Origin of the sequence: Pseudomonas cuatrocienegasensis, assembly GCF_900110925.1 — a bacterium.
Classification (GTDB): domain Bacteria; phylum Pseudomonadota; class Gammaproteobacteria; order Pseudomonadales; family Pseudomonadaceae; genus Aquipseudomonas; species Aquipseudomonas cuatrocienegasensis.
This window is the reverse complement of record NZ_FOFP01000021.1, coordinates 1-12,799: the sequence shown is the minus strand read 5'-3', so window position 1 is coordinate 12,799 and position 12,799 is coordinate 1. Positions and strand designations below refer to the sequence as shown.

Genomic DNA, 12,799 nt, shown 5'->3' with positions numbered 1-12,799 from the left:
CGCGAGCCTGAACATGCAAGCACTGTTGACTGAAATTCTTGACCAGGTCCGCCCGCTGATCGGGCAGGGCAAGGTGGCCGATTACATCCCGGCGCTGGCCGACGTGCCGGCCAACCAGCTGGGCATTGCGGTGTACAGCAACGACGGCGAGCTGTACTGCGCCGGTGATGCGCACACGCCGTTTTCCGTGCAGAGCATCTCCAAGGTGTTCAGCCTGGTGCAGGCCATCGAGCATTCCGGTGAAGACATCTGGCAGCGCCTGGGGCATGAGCCTTCCGGTCAGCCGTTCAACTCCCTGGTGCAGCTGGAATTCGAGCGTGGCAAGCCGCGCAATCCGTTTATCAATGCCGGTGCCTTGGTGATCTGCGACATCAACCAGTCGCGCTTTGCCGCGCCGGTATTATCGATGCGCGATTTTGTCCGGCGCCTGGCCGGTAACCCGCAGATCGTAGTGGACCGGCGCGTGGCCGAGTCGGAATACCAGCACCGCGCGCGCAATGCCGCGGCGGCCTACCTGATGCAGTCGTTCGGCAATTTCCACAACGATGTGGAAGCGGTGCTGCGTAGTTACTTCAGTTACTGCGCGCTGCGCATGAGCTGCGCCGACCTGGCGCGGGCGTTCTGCTTTCTGGCCAACGACGGCTTCTGCAAGCACAGCGGCCAGCAGATACTCAGCGCGCGGCAGAGCAAGCAAGTCAACGCGATCATGGCCACCAGCGGGCTGTACGACGAGGCCGGTAACTTCGCCTACCGCGTCGGCCTGCCGGGCAAGAGTGGCGTGGGCGGCGGAATTATCGCGGTGGTGCCGGGGCAGTTCAGCGTCTGCGTGTGGTCGCCGGAGCTGAACGCAGCGGGCAACTCCCTGGCGGGGATCAAGGCGCTGGAATTGCTCAGCGAACGCATTGGCTGGTCGGTATTCTGAGGTATGGTCACAGGGGCCGGTGCAGTGCTGCGCCGATGCCCGTTGATCAGCCCTGGAGTGCTTATGTCGTTGCCTGAATACCACATGTTCGCCGCTGCCCCGGCGCCGGTTGCACCCTTTTCCCACGCTTGCGAAGCCGACGGCTGGGTGTTTGTCACCGGGCAGTTGCCCATCGATCCGGGTAACGAGTCCGCGCCCCTGCCCGAGGGTATCGAGGCGCAAACCCACAAGACCTTCGACAACCTGCTGGTGGTCTTGAAAGGTCTCGGTCTGGGTTTGGAAAACGTGGTCTCGGCGCGGGCGTTTCTCACCGATTTCTATGGCGACTACGAGCGCTTCAATGCGGTCTACGCCAGCTATTTCCCCGAAGGCAAACGCCCGGCGCGCACCTGCATTGGCACCACCGGGCTGGCGCGCCATGCCCTGGTGGAAATCGACTTTATTGCGCGTCGGCCATAGGGCCTGTTGTAGGAGTCGCGCCCCGCGACGAATGCGGTGTACACCATCGGTTTCACTGAATGGCTGCAATCGCTTCGCCCCGAGGCGGGGCTCCTACAGGTGTGCGTTATGGCTCGCACAGGGTTTTTACAAACCGCAAACGCTGCCATCGCTGCGCGGGTCCGCCGCGCCTTCGAGCACGCCGCTGGGGTGGCGCAGCAGCGCGCCGGCGTGGCCCATGGTGTCGCTGAAGGCTTCGTCGAGCACCTCGATCACATGGCCGGCGGCGCGCAGTTGCTCGACCAGCTCGGCCGGGAAGCGGTTCTCTAGCTTGAGGCTGGTGCTGACGTCGCCCCAGGTGCGCCCCAGCAGCCAGCGCGGTGCGGTGATGGCGGCCTGCAGGTCGCTGCCCAGGCGGTAGCGGCTGAACACCGCCGCCTGGGTTTGCGGCTGGCCTTCGCCGCCCATGGTGCCGTAGCTCAGCACGCGGCCGTCGTCGAACAGCGCCAGGGCCGGGTTGAGGGTGTGGAACGGCTTGCGTCCCGGTTCCAGCGCCTGCAGCGCGGTCGGGTCTAGGGAGAAGCTGATGCCACGGTTCTGCCAGGCCACGCCGCTGGACGGCAGCACCACGCCGGAGCCGAACTCCCAGTACACGCTCTGGATAAAGCTCACCGCGCGGCCCTGGTTGTCGATGCAGCCCATCCAGATGGTGTCGCCGGGCGAAGTCGGGCGCGGCCATTCCAGGGCGCGGTCAGGGTCGACCGCCGCCGCCAGGGCGTCGAGGTTGTCGGGGGCGAGAAAACCTTGCGGGTCAGCCGGTACGCGGCGCGGGTCGGTGACCACCCGATCGCGGATCATAAAGGCCTGCTTGGTCGATTCGACCAGGCCATGCACATGGGCGAAGCCTTCGGCCTCGGCGACCTTGAGGCGCTCGAACACGCCAAGGATCAACAGCGAAGCCAGGCCCTGGGTTGGCGGCGGCATGTTGTACAGCGTGGCGTCGCCCAGGCGCACCTGCAGCGGGGTGACCACTTGGGCCTGGTAGCCCTGCAGGTCGGCCAGGCGCAGCGGGCTGCCCAGTTGCTCCAGCTCGGCGGCCATGCGCGTGGCCAGCTCGCCGCGATAGAAGTCATCCAGGCCTTTTTCTGCCAGGTGCGCCAGGGTGTCGCCCAGGGCGGTCTGCTGCATCAGGCTGCCTTCGGCGGGCACTTGGCCGTCGCTCAGGTAGACGTCGGCAAAGCCTGGCACGTCCTTGAGTTCCTCGAACTTGACCCGCGTCAGGTGCGCCTGGCTGCGGCTGACGACGATGCCGTTGCGCGCCTGGCCGATGGCCTCGGCGAGCAGGTCGCGCAGCGGCAGCGGCGTGCCCCATGCGGATGCGACTTCCAGCGCCTTGGCCCAGCCGCCGATGGTCCCGGCGACGGTCAACGCTGCCGTTGGGCCCCGGCTGGGGATGGTCTCCAGGCCTGCGTAGAAGCTGCGATCAGCCAGGGCTGCGCTGCTGCCGCAGGCGTCGATGGCCACCGGCGCTTTGCCCGGCTCGTGGATCAGCCAGAAGCCGTCACCGCCAATGGCGTTCATGTGCGGGTAGACCACAGCGATGCTGGCGGCGGCGGCCACCATGGCCTCGACGGCGTTACCACCGGCCTTGAGCACGTCACGGCCGGCCTGGGCGGCCAGGTGATGGGGCGCGACGAACATGCCGCGGGTGGCGTGGGTACTTTTCAGCATGGTCGATCCTCAGAGGGCAAAGGCGCCAAACAGCATACGAATTGCTGTGAGGGCCAGAAACAGGGCGAACAGACGGCGCAACAGGCGCGCGTTGATGGCATGGGCGATGCGCGCGCCCCAGGGTGCAGTGAGCATGGTCACCGGCACGATCATGGCCAGGCCGAGCAGGTTGACGTAGCCCAGGGTGGCCGGTGGCAGGTTGTCCGCGCCCAGGCCGTTGATCAGGTAGGCCAGGGCGCCGGGCAGGCTGATCACCACGCCCAGCGCGGCACCGGTGCCCACGGCAATGTGCATGGGCGTGCGGCAGGCGTTGAGGATCGGCACGCTGAGGGTGCCGCCGCCAATGCCCATCAGGGTCGACAGGCTGCCGATAAACACCCCGAGCACACCGGTGCCGGCTTTACCGGGCAGGCCGTCACGCAGGCTCAGGTTGCGCTCGACCGCCATGTTCAGCGCCACCAATAGGGCGATCACGGCGAAGATCGCCGCCAGCACCTGACCGCTCAGGTAGCCGCTGAGCAGCGCACCGATCAGCACGCCGACCAGGGTGCCGGGGATAAGCGGCTTGAGCAGTTCCGGCTTGAGCCCGCCGCGTTTGTAGTGCGCCCTGGCGGAGATGATCGAGGTCGGCACGATGGCCGCCAGCGAGGTGCCGACCGCGACGTGCATGCGCACCTCGGGGTCGATACCGAGCAGGGTGAACAGGTGGTACAGCACCGGCACGATGACGATACCGCCACCGACACCGAGCAGGCCGGCGAGGATGCCAGCCACCGCGCCGGTCAGCAGCAGGGCGCAGACCAGCCCGGCCAGCCACAGCGGGCTGTAGGCAGAGAAAAATTCCATAAGCGTTCTCTTATGTAAGGGTTACCAGCCGATGGCGTTGGGCAGCCAGGTCGCCAGGGTGGGGAAGGCGAATACCAGGGCCACCGCGAGCATTTGCAGGCCGACGAACGGCAGTGCACCGATGTAGATGTCCTTGGTGCTGATACCTGGCGGCGCGACGCCCTTGAGGAAGAACAGCGCCCAGCCGAACGGCGGCGTGAGGAACGACATCTGCAGGTTCAGCGCGACCAGAATCGCCAGCCAGACCATGTCGGTGCCGTAGCCCATGAATACCGGCAGGAACATCGGCAGGGCGATGTAGGAAATCTCGATCCACTCCAGGAAGAAACCCAGCACGAACAGCAGCACCATCAGGAACAGGATTGCCCCCAACTCACCGCCCGGCAGCAGGCTGAACAGGTCATGCACCAGCGCTTCGCCGCCCAGGCCGCGAAAGGCCAGGGAGAACGGCTGCGAGCAGAGCAGGATGAGGAAGATCATCGCGCTGATGCTCAGGGTGCCGTGCAGGGTCTGCTTGAGCGTGTCGCGGTTCAGGCGCCCGGCGCAGCCGGCGATAAGCAGCGCGCCCAGCGCACCGATTGAGGCTGCTTCGGTGGGTGCGGCCAGGCCGCCGATGATCGAGCCGAGCACGCAGACCACCAGCAGCAGCGGCGGCAGGACCGATTTGGCGATGTTCTTCCACAGTTGTTTGCGGCTCAGCAGGGCACGCTCTGCGGCTGGAATCGCCGGTACCCACTGCGGGCGCAGCCAGCCGAGCAGCAGCATATAGACGACGTAGACGCCAGCGAGCATCAGGCTGGGGATAAAAGCCGCGGCGAAGATCGAACCGACCGATTCGCCGAGGATATCGGCCAGGAGGATCAGCACCAGGCTCGGCGGAATGATCTGCCCCAGGGTGCCGGATGCGCAGATGGTGCCGCAGGCCACGCTGGGTTTGTAGCCGCGGCGCAGTAGCACCGGCAGGGTCAGCAGGCCGATAGTCACCACGGTGGCGCCGACGATACCGGTGGAGGCACCGAGCAACACGCCGACCAACACGATAGCCAGGCCCATGCCGCCGTTCAGGCCGCCCATGGCCTGGCCGACCGTCTCCAGCATGTCTTCGGCGACTTTGGATTTCTCCAGCATCACCCCCATAAAGGTAAACAGCGGTATCGCCAGCAGTGTGTAGTTGCTGACCACACCGAACATGCGCGCCGGCAGCAGGCTGAAGAGCATAGGGCCGAAGCCGATCAGGCCGGCAGCGAAACCGGACACGGCCAGGGAAATGGCCACCGGTACGCCGACCATCATCATCGAGAAAAAGGCGAAGACCATCAGGATAGCCAGCCATTCATTGGGGCTCATGGCAAGACCTCCTCAGGTGTGGGGTTGGGCGTGCGCAAGCCCTTGATAGCGCGCAGGGTGTCGGCGATGCCTTGCAAGGCGAACAGGGCAAAGCCCAGCGGCAAGAAGGCCTTGACCAGAAAGCGATGGGGCAGGCCGCCGGGGTCCGGTGAGCCTTCGCCGATGGCGTAGGACTGCATCATGTAATGCCAGCAGACCCAGGCCAGGAACGCGCCGATCAGGCAGGTCGCCAGGGCGCTGAACAGGTCCACCGCCGCTTGGGTGCGCGGCTGGAATTTCTCGTAGATAAAGTCCACCCGCACATCGGCGCGGTGTTTCAGCACGTAGGAAATACCGAGCATGGCGATGGGCGAAATCAGGAACCACTCCAGCTCCTGCAAGGCCACCGGGCTCACGGAAAAGCCATAGCGGATCAGCACATTGGCCGACACCAACAGGACCAGCACCAGCACGCATCCGCGTGCCAGGCCGCCCAGGGTCTCGACCAACTGCTCAAGGCGGTTGATCACAGCAGACATCGCCTCAAACCCCCAGGTCCATAAAGCCTTTCTCGCCGGTGGCCGACCAGGTGCTGTACTTCTTGCGGAACGCCATAAAGTGGTCGTGCACCTTGCGTGTCGCCGGGTCGGCGGCGGCCATGCTGGCCAGGGTGTCGTTGGTCACTTCGCGCAGGCGGGTGACGATATCGCCCGGCAGCGGCTTGGCGATCACGCCTTCATTGGTCACCAGGTCTTCCAGAGCATCGGCATTGACTGCGTCGGACCAGGCCAGGCTCTCGGCATTGCAGGCCTGGGCGCAGATGCGCACGATGGCTTGCAGGTCGGCCGGCAGGGTTTCCCAGGCCTTCTTGTTGATGATCAGTTCGGTGACGTTGGTCGGCTCGTGCCAGCCGGTGGTGTAGTAATTCTTCGCCGCCTTGTGCAGGCCCATGCGGCGGTCCTGGAACGGGCCGACGAACTCGGCCGCATCGATCACCCCACGCTCCAGCGCCGGGAAAATCTCGCCACCGGGCAGCAAACGCACCGCCACGCCCAGCTCGCTGTAGACCTTGCCGGCCAGGCCAGGCACACGCATTTTCAGGCCTTTGAGGCTGTCGACGTTTTCCAGTGGTTGGCGGAACCAGCCGGTCATCTGCGTGCCGGTGTTGCCCATGGGCATCGGCACCAGGCCGTGGGGCTCGTAGAGTTCTTCCCAGAGTTGCAGGGCGCCGCCGTTGTACAGCCAGGCGTTCATGCCCTGGGTGTTCATGCCGAACGGTACGGCGGTGAAGAACTGCGCAGCGGGGATCTTGCCGGCCCAGAAGAAGGCGTTGGCCGCGTTCATTTCGACCATGCCGCTGGACACCGCATCGAAGCCTTCCAGCGCCGGGATCAGCTCGCCGGCGGCGAAGTGCTGGATCTTCAGGCGGCCATTGGACATGGCCTCGACACGTTTGCAGAAGTCGGTCGGGCTGCCTGGCCCCTGCACATAGAATGGCGAGCCGGGCGCGTAGGCGTTGGTCATCTTCCAGTTGAAGGTTTTCTCGCTGGCCGACGCGATGCCCGAGGCACCCAGGGTCAGGCCTGCACCTGCGGCAATGGCTCCAGCACCGAGGAATTTACGACGGTTAAGGCTCATGGGGCGGTCTCCAGTTACACAGTGGCTCCGATCAGCGGGATGGCCTATCGGATGTAAAGTGGTCTGGAAGCCTTAGAGCAACACGCGTGCCAGGCAAAATTTATATTTAAGCTAATGATTTATATGGGTTTATTTTTAATTGTCGATTTTTAGTCAGTGACCCGGTTGCACAAAAATTAAGCGCCTCCAGGGTTTTTCTGGCGACGAATCGTCAATCAGCGCGGGGTAATGAATACATTTGTCAGCAGTGCCAAACCATTTGCATACGATCGGTCCGCTGAGCTTGCTCTGAGCTGACGAATGTCAGCTGTGCACCATGAGGACGCGCAGGGCGCTGTTTTAAGGCACCCTCGTCCCGTGCTCGGTTATAGACGCGCGCCGCCGCGTCTGTGTTTAACCCGGGTCATCAGTGCCTTGCAGTCGACCGTAAGGATCTCCGGGTGGTTGAAAATGTGCTCACGTACGAAGGCGTCGAAGGTCTCGTAGCTGTCGGTCAAGGTGTGGATGTGCAGGCTTTTCAGGTCGCTCATGATGTACAGGCTGACCACCTCCATGGTCGAGGCCAGGCGCTCGGCCACGGCTTCGATGGCATGGGGCGCGACGGTCAGGTCGACGAAGGTGGAGATGCCCTTGCCGAGCTTTTCCGGGTTGACCACTGCGGTAAATTTCTCGATCACGCCACTGTCGACCAGCGCCTGCACGCGGGTGCGCGCGTGGGCGCGAGAGATGTCGAGTTGGCGGGCGATGTCGGCGAAGGAGGTGCGTGAGTCCTTGATCAGGATGCTCAGCAGGGCGTGGTCGAGCTTGTTCATGGCGGCAGTTTTCGCGGAGGAAGATACCGCCAGGGATGCGGGTTGCATGCCAAGCGCTGGGGGCTGTTGCTGTTGCGTTCGCGGCAACGCGGCTTGCGACAACCTCTGTAGGCGCGAAGGGGGCGCCTAGTATCGCGACACACATAATTTGTAGGAGCGAATTTATTCGCGATAATCCTTGAAAGCGCTGAAAGCATCGCGGCTAAAGCGGGATGCCGCCCAGCGGAACGCCGCCCGGCCCCTCCCACGCGACATGACATCGACCGACATCCGATTCGTGACGCGCCCCTAGAACAGCTTGCGGTACTGCACGAAGCCCGAGCGTTCGGCGATGCGCTCATAGAGCAGCATGGCCCGGCTGTTACTCTCGTGGGTCAGCCAATACACCCGCGCGCAGTCGGCGGCGCGCGCCTCGGCATAGACATGCTCGATCAACCGACGACCCACACCGCCGCTGCGTACCGCCTTGTCGATAAACAGGTCCTGCAGGTAGCAGTAGTCGCCGACCGTCCAGGTCGAGCGGTGATAGAGGTAGTGCACCAGACCAATCGCCTTGCCCTCGTGCCAGGCCAGGGCGCCGTGCATTGGCTCGTCGGCATCCAGCAGGCGTTGCCAGGTCATGGCGCTGACCTCGGCCGGGATCTCGGTCATATAGAAGCGCTGATAGCCCTGCCACAGCGGCAGCCAGGCGGCCTCGTCAGCGGCGGTAAGTGGACGGATCTCGACGGGGATGCGTACGGGCATGGCAGTCACTCCTTAAAGTAGGCACTGTCCCAGTGCTGTGTTGCACGGCGTCGATGCTTCTCGTAGGAGCCGCGCCCCGCGGCGAATGCCATGGGCGCAGCCGATTTTGCGCAAGGGCTACAATCGCTTCGCCCCGAGGTGGGGCTCCTACGTGAAGTTGCGTTATGGCCTGCGCATGGGGGCAACAGCCAACGTGGGACATCGCCTTAAATTACAGGCTTCAGCCTGTAGCGCACAGCGCGGCGCTGCAAGGGCTGTCAGTCGACGCGCTCGCCACACAGATCTAGGGCCAGCCAGTGTTCCACGGCAGCCTGGTCTAGGCCGGCACCGAGCAGGGCGAACAGCTTGCCCAGGGCGGCTTCGCGGGTCATGCCGCCCGCCGAGATCAGGCCTGCCTGGCTGAGCCGGCTACCGGCCGCGTAGACGCCAAAGGATACCGCGCCGTGGGGGCACTGGCTGATCGCCGCGAGCACCACGCCCTGGGCATGGGCGCCTTCGAGCGCAGCCATCAGCGCCTCATCGTCGGCCGGCCCGGTGCCGCTGCCATAGCATTCCAATAGCAGGCCCTGCACGCCACTGGCCAGCAGCGCGCTGACGTGGGTGGACTGGATGCCGGGGTAGAACGGTAGCACGGCCAGGTTCACTGGCTGGCGCGGCTGGCGATAGTCCAGCGCGGCGGGAATCGCCGTGGCCCGTTCACCTTCGCGCGGGCGGGGCAGTACGGCGAAGGCATCGGCGGCGTCGCTGCGCAGCTTGCTGACGCGCGCGCCGTGCATCAACGCGCCGTTGAAGAACAGGTGCACGCCATTGCTCACACCGTCATGCAGCGCCTGCATGGCGCCGAACAGGTTGCTCCAGGCATCGCTGCCTGGCACGCCGGCCGGCTGCATCGAACCGCTGAGCACCACCGGCACCGGCAGGCCGAGCAGCAGAAAGCTCAAGGCCGCAGCGCTGTAGGCCAGGGTGTCGGTGCCGTGCAGCACCAGCACGGCATCGCAGCCGTCCTCTTCGACTGCCGCGCGGATGCTGGCGGCCATGGCCAGCCAGTGGCTCTGGTTCATGTTGGCGCTGTCGAGCGGCGGCAGCAGCTCACGGAAGGTCCACTGCGGCAGGCGCGGCGGGTTCTCCAGATTCTGCTGCGCGCGCAGCCGGGCCTCGAAGCCGGACGCCGGGGCCAGGCCCTCGGCCGTGGCTTGCATGCCGATGGTGCCGCCGGTGTAGAGCACCAGCAGTTTTGTGATTGCCGACATGGGCAGGTCTCCAGAAACAAGTAGGGGCATGGTGCCGGCTCGGCGCCTGGCTGTCATCCCGTGCCGATCTGTTGCCCAGGCGCACCCAGGCACGCCGGCGCCTAGGCGTCAGCGGCTGGGTGAGGGCAGAAGGGGGTTACGCGCCGGGTGTGCCCCGGCGCGGCATCACTCAGCGCTGGCTGGTGACGGTGTGCGGCATGTCTTGGGCGGCCGCTGCAGGGCGGTCGGTCGAGGCCCAGGCCTTGGCATCCAGATCGAGATCCGCGAACTGACGGGCATCGAATACCGGCGACTCGACACCGGCCTTGATCTGCGCATCGTAGTCGCGCATCAGGCGCAGGCCGACCTTGAACAGCAGCGCCAGGGCGACCAGGTTGCAGATCGCCAGCAGGCCCATGGTGACGTCGGCGAAGGCGAACACCGTGCCCAGGTCCTGCATCGAGCCCCAGAGCACCAGGCCGACCACCAGCACGCGGTAGACCATCACCGGGCCGCGTTTTTCGCTGAAGAAGCCGAGGGCGTTTTCACCCAGGTAGTAGTTGTAGATCAGCGTGGTGAAGACGAACAGCAGCAGCGCCACGCTGATAAATACCCGGCCCCACTCGCCGACGACGGCCGCCACGGCGGTCTGGGTCAGCACCACGCCAGCCAATTCGGTGCCGGGCTGGTACACGCCCGAGAGCAGGATGATCAGCGCGGTGCAGCTGCACAGGATCAGGGTGTCGATAAACACGCTGAGCGACTGCACGATGCCCTGGGCGGCCGGGTGCTTGACCTCGGCAACAGCGGCGACGTTCGGCGCACTACCCAGGCCGGCTTCGTTGGAGAACAGGCCGCGCTTCACGCCCATGATGATGGCCGCGCCGATGCCGCCGGCAAAGGCTGGCTCCAGACCGAAGGCGCTCTTGAAGATCAGCGCAAACACGGCCGGCACTTCGCCCAGGTTCAGGCCGATTACCACCAGCGCCATGGCGATGTAGGAGAACGCCATGATCGGCACCAGTACATCGGCGAACTTGGCGATGCGCTTGATGCCGCCGAAGATGATCAGGCCGATGACCACGGCCAGGATCAGGCCGCTGGCGTAGGTCGGCAGGCCGAAGGTGTCGTGCAGCGAGCTGGCCACGGTGTAGGACTGCACGGCATTGAAGCCGAAGCCGAAGGTCACCAGCAGCAGGATCGACACGACGATACCCAGCCAGCGCTGGCCGAGGCCGTGCTGGATGTAGAACGCCGGGCCGCCACGGTAGCTGCCATCGGGCTCACGGCGCTTGTACAGCTGGGCCAGGGAGCACTCGAAGTAGCTGGTGGCCATACCGACCAGGGCCACGACCCACATCCAGAAGATCGCGCCTGGGCCACCGAGCATGATCGCGACCGAAACCCCGGCGATGTTGCCGGCGCCGACGCGGCCGGCGACCGAGAGCATCAAGGCCTGGAACGAGCTGAGCTGGCCGGGCTGGCGCTGGAAGGCTTCGCCGAAGATGCGGAACATGCTGCCGAAGTAGCGGAACTGCACGAAGCGCGAGGCGATGGTGAAGTACAGACCAAGGCCGATCAGCATGACGATCAGCAACTTGCTCCAGATAAGGTCGTTAAGGAGGTCGAGCATAGGAGGGCGTCTCTCTCTTGTTGTTTTGGTTGGAAAGCGGACCGTCGTGCGGTTGGCGAATGGTTCGCGATCAGGCCTCGCGGGGCAATTTCGCAGGTCGCATCGTTTTGGTGCGAGTTGCTGCTAGAATCGCGTCACGCGCATCACCTGGAGCGGTCCTATGTCCGATTCCCTCGGCACCAACCTGAAACTGCTGTGCAGCCACTACCGCTCGATTGCCGAGGTCTGCCGCAAGCTCGGCCTCAACCGCGCGCAATTCAACCGCTACCTGGCCGGGCAGAGCCGGCCGACGGTACACAACCTCAAGCGCATCTGCGATTTTTTCGGCGTCGAGGCCCACGAGCTGGCATTGCCGGCCGATGCCTTTGCGCGCCTGGTCGGCGCCCGCGGCAACGACCAGCAGACAGTCGCGGCGGGTGATCCGTTACTCGAGCTGTTCGCCCCGTTGCGTGAGCACGCCAGCTCGCTGTCGCGCTACTGCGGCTACTACTTCGAGTACTCCAACTGCATGTCGGTGCCGGGGCAGGTGTTGCTGTCGCTGGTGCACCTGCGCGAGGACCGCGGCAGCTATGTATTCGAACGCCAGGAGCGGCAGGAGCGTGCCCGTGGCGGCACCGCCGAGGACTGGGTGCGCTGCCGCTACCTGGGCGCGGCGTTCTACCTGCAGGACCGGCTGTTTCTTATCGACTATGAGTCGCTGACCGGCAACGAGATGAGCCAGACCATCCTCATCCCCAGCTTCAAAAGCCGCATCACCCGCCTCAACGGCCTGAAAACCGGGGTCTCCAGCGGCGACCGACGTACCCCGGCCTGCACCCGCGTGGTCTGGCAGTACCTGGGCGCGGAGATCAACCGGGTCAACGCCTATCGCCAGGTGATGCTCTACCCACCGGACGATCCGCGCATCGACGACGACATCCGCCAACGCCTGAGCGGCGCGCAGTTGCGTGATGGCTTGTTCGAGATCGAGTGAGACACCTAGTGCCGCCAGACGAATCATCTGTCGCTTTTTGTAGGAGCGCCGCCTCGGCGCGAAGCGGTTGGGTGCTTGTGGGATTGTGCGATGGTTTCTATTCGTCGCGGGGCGCGACTCCTGATATGGATTGACCTGTCAACTATGGGTCTATTCTTTCGCTTTGCTCTTTTCCATCAATGGCTTCGGTTCAGGGGGTGGAGGGCGATTTGGCGACGGTGGATCACTCTGATATGCGTGGGTTGGTTACCGACCTGACTTCACTTCGTCGCGGAGCTGCCCTTCTCTACGGTCGTGGGTCTGTCCTCCCGGAAGAGGACGCCACATAGGAGCGCCAGGGGTTCTCCTCACCGGCCCTCCACCCCCTGAACCGAAGCCACTGAGACGTGGTCATGCCACTGCCTTACTGCCGTGTGCCTTGCCCGCAACCTCGCAGGCGATGGCCCAGATGAACCCTGCCAGTTCCCGTGCGACGGCGGTTACCACTTGCTGCTTGATCTTGCCCGC

At 64.7% G+C, this 12,799-nt stretch carries 12 protein-coding genes; 3 read left to right on the top strand and 9 right to left on the bottom strand.

Annotation, left to right across the window (positions count from 1 at the left end; genetic code table 11):
• Window positions 1-13 precede the first annotated feature (13 nt).
• Both glsB and BMW49_RS21335 read left to right on the top strand, forming a co-directional pair.
• Complete coding sequence (gene glsB / locus BMW49_RS21340; protein ID WP_069519763.1) at window positions 14-922, top strand: glutaminase B; 909 nt, start codon at window positions 14-16, stop codon at window positions 920-922.
• A 63-nt stretch (window positions 923-985) separates the two neighbouring features.
• Window positions 986-1,381, top strand: a complete 396-nt coding sequence (locus tag BMW49_RS21335; RefSeq protein ID WP_069519762.1) for a RidA family protein — start codon at window positions 986-988, stop codon at window positions 1,379-1,381.
• A gap of 126 nt (window positions 1,382-1,507) precedes the next feature.
• Here BMW49_RS21335 and BMW49_RS21330 read toward each other — a convergent pair whose 3' ends face one another.
• From BMW49_RS21330 to BMW49_RS21290, 9 genes are all read right to left on the bottom strand, one after another.
• Entirely contained in the window at window positions 1,508-3,091 is a 1,584-nt protein-coding gene (locus BMW49_RS21330; RefSeq protein WP_069519761.1) for a gamma-glutamyltransferase family protein, read from the bottom strand.
• Window positions 3,092-3,100: 9 nt separating this feature from the next.
• Window positions 3,101-3,937, bottom strand: a complete 837-nt coding sequence (locus BMW49_RS21325; protein ID WP_069519760.1) for a sulfite exporter TauE/SafE family protein — start codon at window positions 3,935-3,937, stop codon at window positions 3,101-3,103.
• A gap of 21 nt (window positions 3,938-3,958) precedes the next feature.
• The gene (locus BMW49_RS21320) at window positions 3,959-5,284 is read right to left on the bottom strand and encodes a TRAP transporter large permease (RefSeq protein ID WP_069519759.1); all 1,326 of its coding nucleotides are present in this window, start codon (window positions 5,282-5,284) and stop codon (window positions 3,959-3,961) included.
• Entirely contained in the window at window positions 5,281-5,802 is a 522-nt protein-coding gene (locus BMW49_RS21315; RefSeq protein ID WP_069519758.1) for a TRAP transporter small permease subunit, read from the bottom strand. The genes BMW49_RS21320 and BMW49_RS21315 overlap by 4 nt, the downstream gene beginning before the upstream one ends.
• Before the next feature lie 4 nt (window positions 5,803-5,806).
• A complete protein-coding gene (locus BMW49_RS21310; RefSeq protein ID WP_069519757.1) occupies window positions 5,807-6,901 on the bottom strand; it encodes a TRAP transporter substrate-binding protein in 1,095 nt (364 codons plus the stop codon).
• Between the two features lie 365 nt (window positions 6,902-7,266).
• The gene (locus BMW49_RS21305; RefSeq protein WP_069519756.1) at window positions 7,267-7,713 is read right to left on the bottom strand and encodes an Lrp/AsnC family transcriptional regulator; all 447 of its coding nucleotides are present in this window, start codon (window positions 7,711-7,713) and stop codon (window positions 7,267-7,269) included.
• A 288-nt stretch (window positions 7,714-8,001) separates the two neighbouring features.
• On the bottom strand, window positions 8,002-8,457 hold the full coding sequence (locus BMW49_RS21300) for a GNAT family N-acetyltransferase (RefSeq protein ID WP_170829061.1): 456 nt from the start codon (window positions 8,455-8,457) through the stop codon (window positions 8,002-8,004).
• A gap of 257 nt (window positions 8,458-8,714) precedes the next feature.
• The gene (locus BMW49_RS21295) at window positions 8,715-9,707 is read right to left on the bottom strand and encodes an asparaginase (RefSeq protein WP_069519755.1); all 993 of its coding nucleotides are present in this window, start codon (window positions 9,705-9,707) and stop codon (window positions 8,715-8,717) included.
• Window positions 9,708-9,876: 169 nt separating this feature from the next.
• A complete protein-coding gene (locus BMW49_RS21290) occupies window positions 9,877-11,319 on the bottom strand; it encodes an alanine/glycine:cation symporter family protein (RefSeq protein WP_069519754.1) in 1,443 nt (480 codons plus the stop codon).
• A gap of 160 nt (window positions 11,320-11,479) precedes the next feature.
• On the opposite strand from BMW49_RS21290, the gene BMW49_RS21285 reads away from it, so the two are divergent.
• Window positions 11,480-12,292, top strand: a complete 813-nt coding sequence (locus BMW49_RS21285; RefSeq protein ID WP_069519753.1) for a helix-turn-helix domain-containing protein — start codon at window positions 11,480-11,482, stop codon at window positions 12,290-12,292.
• Window positions 12,293-12,799: the final 507 nt, after the last annotated feature.